Source organism: Sinisalibacter lacisalsi (assembly GCF_014640115.1).
Lineage (GTDB): Bacteria > Pseudomonadota > Alphaproteobacteria > Rhodobacterales > Rhodobacteraceae > Sinisalibacter > Sinisalibacter lacisalsi.
In genome coordinates this window covers 1,093,832-1,111,954 of record NZ_BMGI01000001.1, presented here as the reverse complement: position 1 = coordinate 1,111,954, position 18,123 = coordinate 1,093,832, and the positions used below count along the sequence as shown (strand labels likewise).

Below are 18,123 nucleotides of genomic sequence, written 5' to 3'. Positions count from 1 at the left end.
TCCTTGACCGCTGCCATTGGGCGTTGGCCAAAGCGGATGGGCGGTGGAAAAACCGGGATCTCTCAGGCCTCGGTGCCTGCTCCGGCCCAGACCTTGCGCAAGAGGCCGACGATCCCCGAGATCAGCGCCTTCGAAGGGCGAGCGAGGCCGGGCCTGCGCCGCACCGGCCCCGCGATTATCGGGCCAACCCGCCAGTAGAACGCGATGAAGGCCCGTCCCCAGGCGCGGTGCACCAGCCATTGATCCCGAAAGGCGCGCAGGAACACCACGTCCGGATGCCAGGGGTCGCCGTAGGCCGCGGTCGCGACAAAGCAGGTTCCAACCTCGATCTCCTGAGCTTCCTCGGCGGGCTTTTCCTGGTCTTCTTCGCTCGAGGAGATCTTCGGGAGGTCATCCAGGTAGCTGCCTTCCTGCTCATCGTCGGTATCGGGTGGATTATCCTCATCAGACCCTTCGTCGATCTCGTGCTCCTCGACATAGGTGTAGCCGCCCGGCCCGGAATCCCGGAACGCGGTGGCGCCGTACTGCAGCCCCTCGACCTCGAGGTCCGGCGGGGCCTCGTCGCCATAGAACCCGCTCTCGACCCGGTACGCCTGGAGCATTTCCTCTTCCGGATCGGGTGTGATCGTGATGATCGGATCGTCTTCTTCCGCCCTGGTCTCCGCGGCCTCCTGGAAGCTCGCAAGCGGCACGCCGCTCAACTCGACCGAGCCGGTTTCGCCGTAATTCAGGACCGTGTTGCCATCTTCGTTCTCAAAAAGCTCGACGGTCACCGGGTCGATGTCGTCCTGGAGCGTGATCAGGTCGAGGCCGACCTTGAAGTCGAGGATGACATCGTGGCCGCCTTCCTCGTAGAAGTGGAAGCGGTTGATCGCGTCTTCCCCGCCGCCGCCTTCGAGCGTGTCGTTGCCGCCGCCGCCGGCCAGCGTGTCGTCCCCCTCGCCGCCAGACAGAACGTCATCGCCCCGGCCGCCGTGCAGGTAATCATCCCCGCTATCGCCGTGGAGTTCATCGTCTCCATCGCCGCCCCAGACCATGTCGTCATCTGCGCCGCCATGAACGACGTCATTGTCGATGCCGCCGGCGATCAGGTCATCGCCGGGACCGCCGGAAATCGTGTCGTTGCCGGTATTGCCGTCGATCACGTCATCGCCGTCGCTGCCGTGCATCACCTGGGCGCCCGACGCGCTGGGGGCGTCCGGATTGCCCTTGCCGCCGAACATATGCGCCGCGGTCTTGTCGCCGGTCTCGGCAAAGACCTCGTCACCATCCGGATACCAGTTCAGGTTCAGGTCATCTTCGCGGTCTTCGTAGAACTCGCGCGGAACGAAATTCTTGGGGTTTTCATACTGCACCGTCTCCGCCGACCGGAGCGTTTCCAGGGCGGGAGGGCGGAGGAAGTGGCGCTCCTCCCCGGTCAGGCCGGAGGTTCCGTTCTGAAGATCGCGCGCGCCGTCGAGGGCGTAGAAAATATCTTCGCCGATGGCGAGGAAATACTGGCTGCCGAGTTCCTCGACGAGGAATTCCGGATGTTCGATCTCGATCACCCGAACCTCGACCGACCCGCCGCCCGGCAAGGTGACGCTCTGCGGCAGATCGGTCAGGTCGATCTCGGTGTCCTCGATGAGGATATGGTCCGAAGTCGGATCGAAATCATCGAGACGGCCAACGATCGGGGAAAGGTTCTCCCCGATATTGGTGAACTGGAACGTATCCTGGCCATGCCCGGCATAGGCGTGATGGCCCTGCATCCCGATGGCTTCGGAAACCTTGGTGACATCGAGGATCAGCCAGTCGTCACCCTTGCCCGCGTACATGTGGATCTGGCCACCATCGGGCACCGACCCTTCGAGGATGTCGTCGCCATAGAAGGAGGCCAGGCCCGTGCCATCATGCCCGCCGACACTGGGATCGCGGTGGTGAATGAGGTGATCGTTGTCACGCCCGCCCTGGATGAAGTCGGTGGTGAAATCATCGCGGATGGTGTTGTCTGCTATCGGTCGGGTGGGGGCCATCAGCTTGCTCCACCGCGGAAGCCGCCGTTCCCCGCACGCGGGAAACAGCCTGAGTATCGGCTCGGCGCCGCGACAGCCTCGGGCAGCGGCCCGAGTTCAAGGAGATCGGGCGGGCCGGTGTGAAACACATGCCAGGGCGGGCCGAACGTCGGCTCGGCAGTCACCGCGCGTTCGCTCCCGTCCGATTTGAAAAAGTGGTCCATTCATCTACTCCAGTTTGGTTTCGCCCTGTCGAACGGGCGGTTTTTCATGGATCAACACCTCGCCCCGCGACCCCGCGCATTCCTGCGGCAGGTCGCGGGCGGGCGATTGTCTGACGTCAAGGCACTTCAAACGGCGCGCGTGGCCGTCCCGCCGGCGCGGGTCAGGCGGCGATCGCGTCGCTCTGTCGGGCAGCCGGGTGTCCGTAAAGGAACCCCTGGATCGAATGGCAGCCGTTCGCCCGCAGCCAATTGGCCTGGGACGCCAGCTCCACACCTTCCGCCACCACCCGCAGGCCCAGCGCCGATGCCAGGCCGATCGTGGCGCTCACGATCATCGCGTCGCGTTGCCGCTGTGGGAGATCGCTGACGAGGCTGCGGTCGAGCTTGATCTCCTGGATCGGCAGCGTCTTGAGGTGGAGAAGCGACGAGTAGCCGGTGCCGAAATCGTCGAGCGACAGTGAGACACCCATCTCGCGAAACGCGTAGACGTTCTCACGCGTCTCCTCGTTCTGGTCGAGGGCGGCCCTTTCGGTGATCTCCAGCGTCAGGAGCGCCGGGTCGACTTGCGTTCGGGTCAGGATGTCGGCCACGGATTGCGCGAAGAACCGCTGGCCGAACTGCGCCGTGCTGACATTGGCCGATATGCCGATGCTGCGCGACACGCCGGCCGCCTTCGTCCGGGCCAGCTCCTCGCAGACCGAGTCGATCACCCAGATGTCGAGCTCCGTCACCAGCCCGCAAGCCTCGGCCACCGGAATGAAGTGGTCCGGCGGGACGAAACTCCCGTCCGGGAGCGGCCAGCGCGAAAGCGCTTCGTATCCGAGGATCTCGGGCCAGCGTCGCTCGGCATTCACCTGGGGCTGGTAGTGCAGCAGCAGGTCGCCGTTCTCGAAGGCTCTCGTAAGATCGGCGGTCTCTACCGGTTTCGGCTGCATCGCGTTCATCGCGGCTCCCTTTTGAATGTAACTCGAGTTTGAAGTCGGGTGCGGCAACACACGTCCGGACGATGTAAAAGCGCGGCTCATCATCATGGTGCGACCACGCGGTTACGCCCCAGCCGCTTCGCTTCCAGAAGGGCCTGGTCGGCCGCGAGCGTTATGGCTTCTGACGAGGTTTGCGTTTCGTCGAGCGCGGCCAGCCCCACGCTCACCGTCACCTTCACGGCGTCGCGTCCGGCAAACCGGGTTTTGGATACTTTCCAGCGCATGCGTTCTGCCCAGATCCGGGCGGCCGGAAGATCGGTGTCCGGCAACAAAACGGCGAATTCCTCACCGCCAAGGCGGGCGACTCGGTCGTTCTCGCGGCATTGCTCCGAGACGAGGGCGGCGAATTCGCGCAGGACACGGTCGCCAACCGGGTGGCCGTAGGTGTCGTTCACCCGCTTGAAGTAGTCGATGTCGAGGAAGGCCACGACGGCGGTGCCCGGGCGGCGGCGCAGCCGCGCCAGTTCCCGGTTCAGTCCGCGCTCGAAGCTGCGCCGGTTGGCGACCTTGGTGAGGGGATCCCGGTTGGCCTGGCTGCGCAGTTCCAACTGGTCCATGACGAGCTTGGCGCATTTGCCAATCATCCTGGTCTCGCGCTCGGTGAACTGACGGGGCTTGGTTTCGAATGCACAGATCGTGCCCAGGTTGTATCCGTCCGCCGTTGTCAGCGGCGCGCCGATGTAACTGCGCAAGAAGGGCGGCCCCGTCACGAAAGGATTGTCGCGCACGCGCGCGTCCTGGTGCGTGTCTTCGATCACGAGCGGCTCGTAACTGCGGATCGCGATATTGCAGAACGCCGCCTCCCTTGAACTCTCCTCCATGTCGAGCCCTTGTTGCGCCCTCAGGATCTGCTTGTCTGAAGTGATCAGGCTGATGGTGACCATCTCCATCCCGAGGATGAGCTGGAGCAGCCTGGTGATAAGATCGAAGCTGGTTTCGGAACTGTAGGTTTGCGCATCGAGGCGCATGAGAGCCTTCATCCGGCCAACTTCGTCCGCGAGTTTGTCAGGTTTGGTTGTCATGGTCTGTCAACGCTCCCTTTCATGAGGGGGTAAGCGGACGACGCCCAGTCAGTTTCACCAGTCGTTCGCGTTCAGGTAGTTCAGATCGAATTCGGGCAGCACGTCCTTCATTTCCCCGATCTCGGTCAGGTCCAGCAGGTCCAGCTGCACCAGCTTGGACTTGTTCAGCAGAACGGTCCGTTCGCGCAGCTTGAACGGGATGAAAGACCGTTCGTCGCAAAGCACATCGAGAATTCGCTGGTTCTGCCGGACATGGACGCCGCCGAAGTGCTGGCTTCCGTTTTCGAGCGTGGCTTTCACCGGCACGAGAAATTTCGGGTATTTCATTGTAATTCCCCGCATTTTTTGAATAACTTGTTGAAAGGAACCGAACGGGAATGCGCATGTTGGAACGCGACCGGAGCCGGCAAGCAGTTGAAAACGTGCAGGACCGGGATGCCTGGAAGGAGGCCTGCGCGGTGTTCGGCACCGAGGGGGCGCGGAACCGCCTTTGCACGTTTCGCAGCGATCTGGCCGGGCAGCTCGCCCGGATCGGAACGGATCGGCCCGATCACGCAACGCTGCGCGAGTTGGCTCACCAGACCGCCGGTCGGGCCGGACTCTTCGGTTTTCCCGCGCTCGCGGAAGCGTCCGCCGATCTCGACGAAGCGGTGCGGCAAGGCCACGGCATCGCCGCCGCTCTCGAACGCTGGACGCGGCAGGCGGCGCGCGTTGCAGAGAACCCGCCGGGGTGAACGGCATACGCGGGCTTCGCCGACTGGCGCGCGGCCCGATGGATAACCGGACGGGCCGGTTGCGGCATTGAAGCCGGTCGCGTTGGTTGGAACCGTCATTGTCATGGCCCCCCGACCGCTTGAATGACCGCCGGAGTCGCGATCACCGCGAACAGAACCGGCAGGAAGAACAGGATCATCGGAACCGTCAGCTTGGGCGGGAGCGACGCCGCCTTCTTCTCGGCCGCGGCCATGCGGAAGTCGCGGCTCTCCTTGGCCAGAACCCGGAGAGTCTGACCCAGCGAGGTGCCGTATTTCTCGGACTGGATCAGGCCGATGACCGTGGCCTTGACGCTGTCCAGCCCGGTTCTCGTGCCGAGGTTTTCGTAGGCCTGGCGGCGGTCGGAAAGATAGGCGAGCTCGGCGGTGGTCAGCGACATTTCCTCGGCCAGTTCGCGCGACTGCGCGCCGATCTCCTCGGCCACCTTGCGAAAGGCGCTCTCGCTGCTCATCCCCGACTCGACGCAGATCAGCAGAAGGTCGAGCGCGTCGGGCCAGCTGCGGCGCAGGCTGCTCTGCCGCTTGGCGATCAGGTTGTGGACATAGAGTTTGGGCAGCCAGAACCCGATGGCAGCGCCCACCGACGCCATGGCGGCGATGATCGGCAGCGGCAGGTCCGGCTGCACCACGAGCGTGATATAGGCGAAGGCGATACCCGGCATCGCCACCGCCGCGATCAGCCGCGAGGCGAGAAAGGCCACCAGCGGGGCCTGTCCGCGCAGGCCCGCCATCCGCAGAAGCTTCGATGCCCCGCCTTCGTCGGTCAAACGTGCCAGGCTCAGCCTTTCCACGATCCCGGCGAAGATCCGGTTCGGCTCCTTGGCGAAGAGGAGCGAGCGCGCGGCGCCATGCGCGCCGCTGCGCGCCCGCGCGTCGCGGGGCGCTTGCCGGGGCCCCTTCTCGACCAGCCTGATCCGCTCCGCCATCCGGTCGCGGGCGATCCAGGGCCACGCGGCGACCAGGACGGCGGCGACGGTCGCGAGCGCCGTGAGCATGATCATCGCCTGCTGGACCTGCGGGGTCGTCAGTTCAAAAGGCATGTCCTGTCTCCCTCACATGTCGAAGTTGATCATCTGGCGCATCACGAAGACTCCGATCGCCATCCAGGTGGCGCAGGCGGCAAGCACGGTGAGGCCGAGATTGGTTTGGTAGAGAACCGCGAGATACTCGGGGCTCGTCAGGTGAACGAGGCCCGCCACGATCACCGGAAGCGAGCCGATGATCCCTGCCGAGGTCTTGGCCTCCGCGCTCATCGACTTGACCTTCGCGTGCAGCTGACGGCGCCCGCGCAGAACCGTCGACAGGTTGCTGAGCGCCTCGGTGAGGCTGCCGCCGGCGCGGTTCTGGATCGAGACCACGATGGCCAGAAACCCGACTTCCTGAAGCGGCACCCGATGGGCCAGCCGGTCGACCGCCTCCTGGACGGGAACACCCACGGACTGGTCCTCGACGACCAGCCGGAATTCGCTGCGGATCGGTTCCTCGGTGTCGGCCGCGACGATGGCCAGGCAATCCGCCAGCGGACGCCCCGCGCGAACGCCCCGGACAATCACGTCGATCACGTCGGGAAAGCCCGCGGCGAATGCGGCCAGCCGCCGCCGCAGCAGGAACTCGACGTAGAGGTGCGGCAATCCCAGCCCGGCGGCCAGACCGATGCCGACGGCGATCAGCGGCCCGGTGCCCAGCGAGATGGCGAAGGCGGCGGCACCTGTGACCGCGCAGATCAGCCAGTAGCCAAAGGGTTTCCAGCCGAGGCCCGCCTCGCGCAAACGCCGCTCGAGACCCGGCCGGCGCCGCTGGTTCCTGCGCGCCTTGTGCCGTTCCTCGATCTCTTTCAACGTCTTCTCGATCGCCTTGCGGCGGGTCGCCGCCTTCCCGCCGACGGCGGCGGGCCCGCTTTCGCTGCGGCCTGCGCCCAGCGCCAGCGAGATCCGGCGCTGACGCCGCTCGCGCGCCTCGATCAAGGGCAGAAAGAGCGTCAGCATCAGCCCGGCCACCGCCAGCGCGACGAGCGGCAGGATCAGGAGTGAGAGATCGAATTGGGCCATATCCTCTGCCATGTGCTGCTTCAGTTCGAGACCGCGGACGCTTCGAGCGCGCGCGCCAGTCGTTCGTCTTCTCCGAAATTCCGGGCCCGGTCCCAGAACGCCGGTCGCCCGATGCCGGTGGATTGATGGCGACCAACAATCTGCCCGTCCTCGTCTTCGCCGAGCATCTTGTAGACAAAGATGTCCTGCAGGATCGGGACCTCGCCCTCCATGCCCAGCACTTCGGTAATGTGGGTGATCCGCCGCGAGCCATCGCGCAGGCGCGCGGCCTGGATGATGACGTCGATGGACGAGACCGCCATCTGCAGGATCGTCTGCGACGGCAGGTCGAAGCCGCCCATCGTGATCATCGCGCCCAGGCGCGAAAGCGCCTCGCGCGGGTTGTTGGCGTGCAGCGTGCCCATCGAACCGTCGTGGCCGGTGTTCATCGCCTGAAGCAGATCGAAGGCCTCGGGGCCGCGCACCTCGCCGACGATGATCCGCTCGGGGCGCATGCGCAGGCAGTTCTTCACCAGGTCGCGCATCGTCACCTCGCCGGTGCCCTCGACGTTCGCCGGCCGGGTTTCGAGCCGGACCACGTGCGGCTGCTGAAGCTGAAGCTCCGCCGAATCCTCGCAGGTGACGATCCGCTCGTCCTCGCCCACGTATTTCGTGAGGCAGTTCAGAAGTGTCGTCTTGCCGGACCCGGTGCCGCCCGAGATCAGCACGTTGCAGCGAACCTTGCCGATGATCTTGAGGATCTCGGCGCCTTCGGGCGTGATCGACCCGAACTCGACGAGTTGGTCGAGGCGCAGCTTGTCCTTCTTGAACCGCCGGATCGTCAGGCTCGGGCCGTCGATCGCCAGCGGCGGCACGATCGCGTTGACACGGCTGCCATCCGGCAGACGCGCGTCGCAGATCGGGCTGGACTCGTCCAGACGGCGACCGACGCGGCTGACGATGCGTTGGCAGATGTTGAGGAGCTGTTCGTTGTCGCGAAAGCGGATGTTCGTCTGCAGCACCTTGCCGCCCACCTCAATGTAGATGCGGTCGGTGCCGTTCACCATGATATCGGCGATGTCGTCGCGCGCCAGGAGTGGCTCCAGGGGGCCGTAACCGAGGACGTCGTTGCAGATTTCCTCCGTCAGCTCGGCTTGCTCGCTGGTCGACAGCACCGCGCGCTTGGCGGCCAGGATCTCGCTCACAACGCCGCCCACCTCGCGCCGGGCGGCCTGCAGATCCAGCCGGCCGAGTTCGGTGATGTTGATCGACTCGATCAGCGCGCCGAAGATCTCCTTCTTCAGGTCGGCGTATTCGGCGGCGGTTTCCGGCGACGTCACCGTCGCCACGACGGGCCGTTGCGGCACCGGCGCTTCCTGCGGCCGCGTCAGCCGGGGGGCCGGGCTGTTCGAACGACGCTCGGGCTCCCCTGCTGCCCGCTTCCTCTCGGAGACGGACGGCGGAACCTCCTGCGCATTGTTCAGCGCCGTTCGTTTTCCAAAGGGTTTTGACATCAGGGTTCTCTCAGGTTGCGGGTGGGGGTGATGCGGTTTCTCTTTCAGCCAAGTCCGAGCAGCGTGCGCAGCCGGCCGCGCGGCCGCACCCTGCCTGGCCCGGTCAGTTTCCACGCGAGGTCACGAACGGAGCCTTGCGCCTTGCTGCGCGGCGCCTGTTCACGGATCGCGCGCCCTTCGGCCGCGGCGGCTCCGAACGTCGCCGGATCGAAGGCGATGGTCGCGCAAGCCTCGACGCCGATGCTCTTGGCGAACTTGTCGGCGGCGATTTCCTTGCGCCGGGGCACCCGGCAGCCGTTGAGGATGACCCGCGGCGGCGCATCGTTCGGGCGCAGCGCGCGCAGCCGCTCCATGAGCGCCCGCGTGTTGCGCAGGTTTGGCAGATCGGGCGCGGCGACGACGATCACCTCGTCCGCCGATGTCAGGGCATCGCGGCTGGCGGACGACCACTCGTGCGGCAGATCGACCACCACGTGCGGGAACGACGCCCGGGCGATCTCGATCAGCCGCTCGACCGCATTCGGCGCGGGATCGACATCGCCGAGCGCGTCGTCGAAACCGGGCAGAACGCTCAGGTATTCGCCGCGCTGCACGATCAGCCGGTCGAGAAGGGCCGCGTCGAGCTTGTCGGGCTCGCCAACGTATTTCTCCAGCCCCGTCACCGGTTTCAGGTCGAGGTTGACCGCGGCCGATCCGAACCTGAAATCGAGATCGAGCAGCAACGTCTGGCTGGCCTGTTCCTCGGCAAGGGTCCAGGCGACGTTCTGTGCAAGGGTCGAGGCGCCGACCCCGCCCTTGGCGCCGACGAAGGCATAGACTTTTCCGAGCTTCGTCGCCGACTCCTGCCCGAACAGCTTCTGGACCGTCGCGACATAGGCGAGAGGCGTGATCGTGCCGACGAGATACTCCGCAATCCCCCGCTTCATCAGTTTGCGGTAAAGGGCGATATCGTTCTCGGCGCCGATCACCACCACCTTGGTTTCGGGATCGCAAATCTCGGCCAGCGCATCGAGTTCGTTCAACAGGGCTTCACCGGTGGTCGAGACCTCGACGACCAGGAGAGACGGCGTCGGACGGGTTTCGAAGGCCCGGCGCAACCGGGCGATCCCGCCGTCGCTCACCTCCGTCTTGACCCGGGTCAGCCGACGATCCGAGCTCGCACGCTCGATCGCGCCACGCGTCGCGGCCGTCAGGCAGAACGCGGCCGCCGTCAGGTGCGGCACGCGGACGCTCGACGGCGCCTGCGGGCGGTCGTCGTCGGTTCCCTCGTCGATCTGGATTGCGGCATGTTTCATCTTCAGTTCCTTTGCCAAAACGGTGCGACGATGGTTCGGCGTCAGTTGATCACGGCATCCTCGATGGTGGTTCCGCGGCGGACGCGGATCGTCTTGGTCGGCTCCATGATCGCCATCGACGCTGCGCCCGGAGGCTCATCCAGCGGCCGGAGCGAGAGTGAAAGCGTGCCGGTCGCTTCGGCGGCGGTGACGGCTTCGACTTGCGGATCGGTCAGTTCCAGGGTCGCGGTCTTGCCCAGGACCGTGCCGGACTCGGTGTCGTCGGTCGTCTGGTCGATCGCCAGAACCCGGACGCCCCTGAGGATGGTGCGGCTGTGAACTTCTCCGGCCCCCGGCTCACGCGATGCCTTCACGGTGTGCAGCACATCGACCCGGTCGTTGGGCAGGATGAACCCGCCGGCCGTGCTCTGGGCGCTCACGTGAATCGCCACCGCCCGCTTTCCGGGCCTGAGCGTCGCGGCCAGAAAACCGTTCGGCTGCGGCGAGAGGGTCTCGTCCGCGATCGGTTCGCCGGCCGAGATCGGGCGACTGGCGAAATGCCCCGCCAGTTCCCCGAGAGCATCGGGCCGCGCCGTGCGCTCGATGAACGTGGCCGGGACGTTATCTGACGGCCAGTTCTGCCACCGCAAAGCCTCCGCCGTCACTTCGACCCCGCGCGCAAGGTCCTGCGCCGCGACGAGAACCGCGGTCATGTTGACGGTCGCCGGTGCCTGCTCACCGGCGACGGGTTCCGGCGTGGTTTCCTGCGCCGCGACCCACGCGGCGGCGCCGCCGGCCCCGAGGGCAATCAGCAAAATGAGAGGTCTAAGCATGTCGGTCCTCCGAGCAGCGGCACACGAGATCGTTCAGCCCGCCAAGAGGGCCCCCGGCCGCAGGAACGCGATGGCGATGGCAGCCGTCGCAATGGCAATTCCGCGGGGCTCGCGCCCCATCGGATCGTGCAGGGCGGCGATCCGGCCGCCCGCGAGGCGATGCGCGCCGACGGCGCGGCATCTGATCTTCGACAGGGTCAGCGGCCCGGTCACCGCAAACAGCTTCACGCCGCCACCGCCCATCCATCCGCGTGCGAAAAAAATCGTGCCGCCCGCGAGGATCGCGGCTCCGACGGCAAGGTCGGCCCAATTCGGCTGCCATTGCGCGACGGTGATCGCGTAGCCTGCGAGGAGAAACAGGATGAGGGCGTTGAGAAAGCGCATCCGCCCCGCATCCCTGGCGGCGGCGAAAATATGTCCGCCGATGAACCAGATGGATGCAAGGATCAGGATGCTCTCCGCCATGTTCCTTTTCCGCACCGGCCGTTGCCGCACCGCGCCTCGCCGTTTTTGGCGGCGATCGCGGCGCGGCCCTGGAACCGCGTCAGACGTATCAGTTGCCGGCGGCGTTCAGTTCTGTCGAAACATCACCGAAGATGCCGGCCAGATCGGTGCCGAGCGTCGTGAGCGCGGTGATGAGAGCCACGGCGACGAGAGCGGCGATCAGGCCATACTCGATGGCGGTGGCACCTGACTCGTTGCGTTTGAAGTTCTGAATAAGTTGCAGCATGGGTTGCCTTCTTTCTTCGCATGGTTACCCGGCCGAGCCGGCAGGGCCGGAGGCTTCGAATCCCGAAGCCCTGATCGCCCTGGACGTGTAAGCGTCTGCGATGGAAGATGAGACCCGTGCGGGCTGGAAACTAGCTGGCTTGCTGGCCTAGCCATCTGGTCAGGACGATACGGCGGCCCGGGCAGGCGCGCGGCATCAGCTGTCGGGTTCGGCGTCGTTCGACAGGACGTCCTGCACTTTCACGACCAGATCGTTCGTGCGGAAGGGCTTGTGAAGCATCGGAATGTCGCTCGGTGCCTGCCGTTCCTTCGACAAGGTCTCCCGGGCGTAGCCCGAGGTGAAAAGAACCTTGAGGCCGGGGTGGAGCTTCTGAGCCTTGCGGGCGAGTTCGACGCCGTTGATACTGCCCGGCATCACGATATCCGTGAACAGAAGGTCGAAATCGTCTTCTTTTTTCAACATCTTGAGGGCTTCGGACCCGTCTTTGGCCTCGACGAGGCGATATTCCATTCGGCTGAGGATCGTGCACACGAAGGACCGGAGCTCGGTGTCGTCCTCGACGACGAGAATCCGTTGGCCTCCGCCGCGATGGTGCGCTTTCGGGGTGCCTTCGATATCGATGATTTCCGCCTCGTCGGCCACCGAAAGGCTGAGCGTGACGGTCGTGCCCTTGCCCGGTTCCGACACGATGCCGGCGTGGCCGCCGGACTGCTTCACCAGGCCATAGACGGAGCTGAGGCCCATTCCCGTCCCGACACCCGGCTCCCTGGTGGTGAAGAACGGTTCGAACGCGTGCTCCACAACCTCCGGCGACATTCCGCTGCCATCGTCGGCAACGTCGACTTCGATGTATTCGCCGGGATCGCAATCGCTGGGCAAGTCGCCTTCCTTGGCCAGCACCCGCCGCGTTCTGACGATGATGCGCCCGTCCTCCTTGATCGCGGCCATCGCGTTGAGAACAAGGTTGAGCAGCGCCGCCTGCATCTTGTCGGGGTCGACGTGGGCCACCGTGGGCGAATCGGTCAACTCGTACTCGATCTCCACGCTGGCATCGACGGCCCGGCTGAACAGGCTCGACGACCGCCTGATGAGGTCGTTGATGTCGGTCGGCCGCAGTTCGAGCGGTTGCCGCCGCGAGAAAGCCAGCAGATCGCTGGAGAAGCGGGCGCCCCGCTCGGCGGCATCCTCGATCGACTGGATCAGCGGGCGAAGCGCGGACTCGTCGTCGACGTCATCCAGCAGCATGTCGCAGTTGCCCAGGATGATCGTGAGCAGGTTGTTGAAGTCATGCGCAATGCCGCCAGTGAGCTGGCCGACGGTTTCAAGCTTTTGCGACTGGTGCAGCTGGGCGTCGAGCGCCCGGATGTCGGTTACGTCCGACATCGCTCCGACCATGCGCCGCGGGGTGCCTTCGTCATCGCGCAGGATGAAGGCCTTGTCTGTCAGGTATCGCCAGGTGCCGTCTTTCGCCCTGATCCGATACTCGCAGCGCCACGACTCCGCGTCGCCCGACAGCGCGGCATCGAGGCTTTCGGTGATCTTCAGCCGATCTTCGGGATGGATCCGTTCCAGCACGTGCTCGATGTGCCGCTCCGGCACCTTCTCGATGTGCCATTGTGCAACGAGCGGCCCGAAGATCTCATCGGAGTCTTCGCTGTTCCAGATGATGCCGGTCTGCATGTCCCAGTCCCAGATGATGTCGCGGCTGGCCAGGCTCGCAAGGCGGAACTGTTCCTCGCGCGCCCGCAGGCGCTTTTCGGTCTCCTGGCGACTGGTTCGATCCCTCTGGACGGCGACGAAATGTGTGCATTCGCCTGCCTCGTTGAACAGCGGATTGATGTCGATCTCGGACGTGAACCGCGTTCCGTCCTTGCGGTAATTCGTGAGTTCCGTGCGCACATGCCCATGGTTTTCGAGGGCCTCTCGTATCGCTTGCAGACGCTCCTTTTCCGTCTCGGGCCCCTGCAGGATGCGCGGGGTCGCGCCCAAGGCTTCCTCGCGGGAGAAACCGGTATCCTTCTCGAAGGCGTCGTTGACAAAGACGATCCGGGGGCCGGGTGGGTCCAGTTCGCTGGCCTCCGTGATCAGCACCACGTCGTTCAGCCGCGAAACCGCCGCGTCGAGCAGGCGCAAACGCTCGCGTGCTTCGCGATCCTCGGTCACGTCGTTGAGATAGATCGCGACGCCGGCGGGTGTCGGGTGCACAGCCACGGCGATCCAGTGCCCGTTCACGCCGATCTCGCCCTCGAAGTTCTGGCTTTCGCCGGTTTCCAGCGCCGCGCCGACCAACCGCTCGAAATGCGGACCGACCTCCGGGGGGAGATCCTGCCAGATGTTCTGATCGACGAGGTTCAGCTCCGCCACACCCAGAATGCTGTGCGCCTTGCGGTTCATGTACTGGATCTTGCCGTCATGGTCGTGGATGACGAAACCGTCGTCCAGCGAATCCAGGATCGTCTGCAGGAGCTCCCGGACCTCTTCCGCCGCGAACCGGGCGCGCATCATTTCCCCGACATCCTGCGTTGCGCCGTAGACCGCAACGATATTGCCGGACGTGTCGCGTTCCGCCTCGCCGATCACCCGCAGCCAGGTTTCCTTGCCGTCCAGCCGGCGGAACCTGCCGATCTCGTCGAAGCGGCTGCCCGCGCCGACGCAGGTCCAGAATCCGCGCTCCACCCGCATACGCTCTTCCTCGTCGATGAAGCGTGCGATCACGTCCTCGATCATGAGCCCGTCACTGCCCTCGGGGCCGACAAGCCTGGCCGTATCGCGCGTGCCGCTCAGCTTGCGTGTCGCGATTTCGTAGCGCCAGCCGCTGACGCGCGCGGCCTCGCCGGCGAGCCGGACGAGCTTCAGCGACCGCGCCAGCGCCGTCTCGTTGCGCCTGAGATCGGTGATGTCCTGAACGATGCCGGAGATCCCGCCCTGCGTGTCATCGGGCAGCGCCCCGCTCGGCCCGGTTCGGGCACGCAAGAAACGCACCTCGCCGCCCGCGCCGATGGCGCGGAACTCGGCTTCAATCATCTGCCGCTCTTCGAGGCTGCGCGCGAAGGCCGCATCAAAGACGGCCCGGTCCTCCGGCACGATCCGCTCGCGGAACGTGTCGATCCTCGCGACCTCCTCGTCATCGGGAAACCCGAGGATCGCCCGCATGTTCGCCATCGTGCGAACCGATTCCATATCCGGAAGGAGTGTCCAGGTGCCGAGCCCGGCAAGTTCGCAGGCTTCATTCAGCGCCACGGTTCGCGTCTTGAGGAGCGTATCCATTTCGTCGAGCTTCGGGCCAAGGTTGTGCGGCTCCGCCGGCAGCCAGCTCGCCTCTGCGGTCCCGCCCGGGCCGCCCTCGTCGCGCGGCAAACGCCGCCAGATGATGGCAAACGCGGCGAGACCGAACAGCAGCACCACCAGCGCCAGCGCGGCGAACATCCAGGGGCTTCCGGTCATCAATCCGCGCGCCGGTGCCACCGCGACGACATGGAAGGCCCCGGTTCCGAGGGGCAGGTCACGCACGACCACGTCGCGGCTCGATCCCGCGAGGTCGGCGCGGACAGGACCGCCGGCGTCGGGCGTGTCGAGGCGCGCGCCGCGGGGCACATCGTCGAGGCTGGTGGCGATCACGGTATCGGAGGGATCGGTGACCACAAGCCCCGCCGAGCCTTCGCGCATCCCGGCCATCAGGCCTTCCGCCAACCAGCTCAGGCGGACCGCCACGACGACGAACGCGGCGTCGTCGGCCAGGGCCGGTCCGGCAGGATGCGCGACGACCATGACCTCATCGCCCGTCGCCGGGTTCACCCGGTATCCGCCATAGGCCGCCCGGCCGGTCTCGCTCACTTCGGCAAACCACGAACGATCCGCCACATCCGGTTCCACCGCGCCCGCCGGGGCGACGCAGACAAGCCGCCCGTCCGACCGCACGAGACCGACGAAGGAATAGGCCTCTTGCGCCGTCGCCAAGGCATCGGCGCAGCCCGCTCGGCCAAAAGTCGCCAATGAAAGGATCGACGCGGTCGACGCCGACTGTTCCAGCGATCGCGAGAGCGTGGCCGCGGCTGTCTCGGCACGGCTCCAAAGCTGGTCCGACCGTTCCGTGGCCGACTGGCGCTCGCCGACATACGCGGCAACGACGATGACCAGAACGAGGGGCGCGAACAACAGGAACGAGAAGCGCGGCAATTGGTTTTCAGGCGTCATGGTGTTCACTTCGACCTTCTTGCTGACACTTGGTCTGGCACGAAGACCGCTTTTCGCCATGCCGCGACCAGGCTGAGATCCGACCTCGACCGAGACGAGTTCGAACCTGCAATTGCCCGTTCTGGGTGAGTAGTGGCGCGGCGATCAGGTGCCGGCGATGACGCATGGGATGGCTCCCTGGACGTATTCATAGGTGTGCCTCAGCCTAGTCATTTGATGGCGATCCGGCCAATGGTTCCTTTTGAAAGGCCTCCCGACGGCGGATCGCCCCCTTCCGGCAGGCCGCCAAACGCCCTGGCGAGGAGGTCACCGTTCCGGGTTTGATCCTGCGAGCCGGGCGCGCAATGTCCGTGTTTTCCAGGATGCGCGATTCGAAATGGCACCAGACTGGCCATAAGGCCGGGCCATCCAGCCAGCTACTGTGCGGCGGCGGCTTCCGATACAGTCCTGCTTCATCGTTCGATGCAGGTTTCCCGTTTCTCGGAAGAGACCCACGAACAGGGCGGGACCAAAAAACATGGAGCTGGACTTCAAGGAAAGCTGGCCGACGCTGTCGTCGTTCGCAACGGATCTGGCGGCCGCCGCCTTGCCCCCTCGGGGCGCGCGGCCGGGCAGATCCGTTGCGGCTTTTTTCAGGCGCGAGACAGGTGCGGTCGCGGTCATCGCCGGGCTGGCGATCCCGGTGCTGCTGGGCTTCGCCGGGCTGGCGCTGGAATACGGCCAACTCCTCGTCGTGCGCGCCGAAGCGCAGCGCACCGCCGATCTCGCCTCGCACGCCGGTGCCGTCGCCTATGCCCGCACCGGCGACACGGGCCCGATGGTCGATGCCGCCCGGGGCGTTGCGCGGCTGAACGGCTTCAGCGACTCCGAGATCCTCGTGGAACTCGACAACTCCTTCACCACCGCATCCGGAGACGCCGTCCGCGCGACGATCACCGCGCCCAAGCCGCTGTTGCTGCCGCGCCTCGTGGGCGGCGACACCTCCGTCGACGTGGTGGCCTCGGCGGTGGCGGGCGCGCTTGGAGGCGCACCGGCCTGCATCCAGGCCCTCGATCCCGATGGCAGCGGGATAACCATGTCCGGCGGCGCCGAGTTGCGCTCGGACCAATGCGCCGTGGCATCGAACGCCGAGGTGGAGGCGCCCTGCGGCACCAGCATCATCACCGAGTCGCTCAGTTACGACGCCGGAACGAACCCGCTTCCCAAGCATTGCGAGACCATCACGGCGCCCGATGGTGGTGAGGCCCGGATCGTTCGCCGATCCACGCCCGACCCCTTGGCCGGCACCGATGCGATCACGCTCGCCAGCGACCAGATGGCCCTGACCGCAGCCCTTTCTCCGCCGGACGACGTGGTCGTGGCGACAGGCCCCGATATCGACTTTGGCTGGAACCAGAGCGCCACCATCGCCCAGGCCGAGGCCGTCGGTTGCACCGCCTCCCTCTCAAGTTCGAACAGCACATGGACCTTTTCCTGCCCCGGCCTGTCCACCGTGAACATCGGAAACGTCACGCTCGGTGGCGGCCTGAAGCTGCTCTTCAATCCGGGGGCGCCGCAGGCGACGGTATACAACCTCTCTGGCGGCATCCGGAACAATGGTGCGCGGATGACCTTTGCGGGCGGCATTTACAACGTGGCCGAGGGCGTCAACACCGGCGGCGGGTCGATCACCGAGTTCGGCGCCGGCACCTATCGCATCGGCCGGTCGACCCGGAATTGCAGCGGCGCGTACTACAGCATCTGCAACACCAGCGAGCTGTCTTTCGACGGCCCCAGCGAATTCGTCCTGCCGGGCGGGGTCAGGAACAGTGGCGGCTCGGTCATGACGCTCGGCACGGAAACCGGCAACAGCTTCCGCTTCGGTCCTTCGACCCGTGGCGACGCGATCTCGATCGGCGGGGGGTCCCGGACCTTCATGGGCGACGCCGATGGCGGCGTCTTTGAAGCCGCGGGCTGGATCGACGGCGGTGGCGGCGGCAGTTGCCTCGTGATCCCTGCGGCCGAACTGCACGAGATCAACGGATCGATCGTCGCCTCGGGCGCCGTGCGCTTCGGCGCCGGCCTCTACGTTGTGAACGGATACATGCATCTCGGCGGCAACGGTGGCGGCAGCGCGATGTGCGGCGGTGAGACGATCAGCATCGAGGCGGCAGACACCACCTTCATGATCTCCGCCGCCGGCATCGAGCCAAAAGGTTGGAATTGCCGCGATCAGGCATTCTGCCTCACCGCCGGCTACAGCAACGTGCGTTTTACCGCGCCGCAATCCGGCCCCTTCACCGACCTGGCAATCATCGGGCCGCTTGATCCGTCGCGCACCGCAGGCGCCTTGTTCGCGGCCGGGGCCAGCGGCAGCCAGATGTCGGGTGCGCTCTATTTCCCCAACGGACCGATCAGCCTGACCGGTGGCGCCAGCGCCAATGCAGGGGCATCCGGCTGCCTGCAGATGATCGGCGCCGAGATCAACATGTCCGGCGGCACATCCGTCGCGTCGGAATGCAACCTGCCGCAATCCGGAGGCGCCGGGCAGGTGGCGTTATTGCGATGAGCCGGCC

At 65.8% G+C, this 18,123-nt stretch carries 14 protein-coding genes; 2 read left to right on the top strand and 12 right to left on the bottom strand.

Annotation, left to right across the window (positions count from 1 at the left end; genetic code table 11):
- Nucleotides 1-62: 62 nt before the first annotated feature.
- The 4 genes from IEW01_RS17675 to IEW01_RS05505 all read right to left on the bottom strand — a co-directional run bounded on the left by IEW01_RS17675 (nucleotide 63) and on the right by IEW01_RS05505 (nucleotide 4,550).
- A complete protein-coding gene (locus IEW01_RS17675) occupies nucleotides 63-2,015 on the bottom strand; it encodes a calcium-binding protein (RefSeq protein WP_229738084.1) in 1,953 nt (650 codons plus the stop codon).
- A gap of 364 nt (nucleotides 2,016-2,379) precedes the next feature.
- On the bottom strand, nucleotides 2,380-3,153 hold the full coding sequence (locus tag IEW01_RS05515; RefSeq protein ID WP_188526572.1) for an EAL domain-containing protein: 774 nt from the start codon (nucleotides 3,151-3,153) through the stop codon (nucleotides 2,380-2,382).
- A gap of 92 nt (nucleotides 3,154-3,245) precedes the next feature.
- Nucleotides 3,246-4,223 carry a sensor domain-containing diguanylate cyclase gene (locus IEW01_RS05510; RefSeq protein WP_188526571.1) on the bottom strand — a complete coding sequence of 326 codons (978 nt, stop codon included), beginning with the start codon at nucleotides 4,221-4,223 and terminating at the stop codon, nucleotides 3,246-3,248.
- A 54-nt stretch (nucleotides 4,224-4,277) separates the two neighbouring features.
- Entirely contained in the window at nucleotides 4,278-4,550 is a 273-nt protein-coding gene (locus tag IEW01_RS05505) for a hypothetical protein (RefSeq protein ID WP_188526570.1), read from the bottom strand.
- Nucleotides 4,551-4,606: 56 nt separating this feature from the next.
- On the opposite strand from IEW01_RS05505, the gene IEW01_RS05500 reads away from it, so the two are divergent.
- Nucleotides 4,607-4,957, top strand: a complete 351-nt coding sequence (locus IEW01_RS05500; protein WP_188526569.1) for an Hpt domain-containing protein — start codon at nucleotides 4,607-4,609, stop codon at nucleotides 4,955-4,957.
- Nucleotides 4,958-5,058: 101 nt separating this feature from the next.
- On the opposite strand, the gene IEW01_RS05495 is transcribed toward IEW01_RS05500, so the two are convergent.
- From IEW01_RS05495 to IEW01_RS05460, 8 genes are all read right to left on the bottom strand, one after another.
- Nucleotides 5,059-6,036, bottom strand: coding sequence for a type II secretion system F family protein (locus tag IEW01_RS05495; RefSeq protein ID WP_188526568.1), 978 nt, complete (start codon nucleotides 6,034-6,036; stop codon nucleotides 5,059-5,061).
- A gap of 12 nt (nucleotides 6,037-6,048) precedes the next feature.
- Entirely contained in the window at nucleotides 6,049-7,044 is a 996-nt protein-coding gene (locus IEW01_RS05490; protein WP_188526687.1) for a type II secretion system F family protein, read from the bottom strand.
- Between the two features lie 20 nt (nucleotides 7,045-7,064).
- Nucleotides 7,065-8,390, bottom strand: a complete 1,326-nt coding sequence (locus IEW01_RS05485) for a TadA family conjugal transfer-associated ATPase (protein ID WP_229738083.1) — start codon at nucleotides 8,388-8,390, stop codon at nucleotides 7,065-7,067.
- A 191-nt stretch (nucleotides 8,391-8,581) separates the two neighbouring features.
- Nucleotides 8,582-9,832 (bottom strand): CpaE/TadZ family protein, encoded by a 1,251-nt coding sequence (locus IEW01_RS05480; RefSeq protein ID WP_188526566.1) that lies wholly within the window; start codon nucleotides 9,830-9,832, stop codon nucleotides 8,582-8,584.
- A 41-nt stretch (nucleotides 9,833-9,873) separates the two neighbouring features.
- Nucleotides 9,874-10,644, bottom strand: a complete 771-nt coding sequence (gene cpaB, locus IEW01_RS05475) for a Flp pilus assembly protein CpaB (RefSeq protein WP_188526565.1) — start codon at nucleotides 10,642-10,644, stop codon at nucleotides 9,874-9,876.
- Between the two features lie 33 nt (nucleotides 10,645-10,677).
- The gene (locus IEW01_RS05470) at nucleotides 10,678-11,109 is read right to left on the bottom strand and encodes a prepilin peptidase (RefSeq protein WP_188526564.1); all 432 of its coding nucleotides are present in this window, start codon (nucleotides 11,107-11,109) and stop codon (nucleotides 10,678-10,680) included.
- Nucleotides 11,110-11,197: 88 nt separating this feature from the next.
- A complete protein-coding gene (locus tag IEW01_RS05465) occupies nucleotides 11,198-11,374 on the bottom strand; it encodes a Flp family type IVb pilin (RefSeq protein WP_188526563.1) in 177 nt (58 codons plus the stop codon).
- Between the two features lie 195 nt (nucleotides 11,375-11,569).
- A complete protein-coding gene (locus IEW01_RS05460; RefSeq protein ID WP_188526562.1) occupies nucleotides 11,570-15,568 on the bottom strand; it encodes a PAS domain S-box protein in 3,999 nt (1,332 codons plus the stop codon).
- A gap of 517 nt (nucleotides 15,569-16,085) precedes the next feature.
- Here IEW01_RS05460 and IEW01_RS05455 point away from each other — a divergent pair.
- Entirely contained in the window at nucleotides 16,086-18,116 is a 2,031-nt protein-coding gene (locus tag IEW01_RS05455) for a TadE/TadG family type IV pilus assembly protein (RefSeq protein WP_188526561.1), read from the top strand.
- Nucleotides 18,117-18,123: the final 7 nt, after the last annotated feature.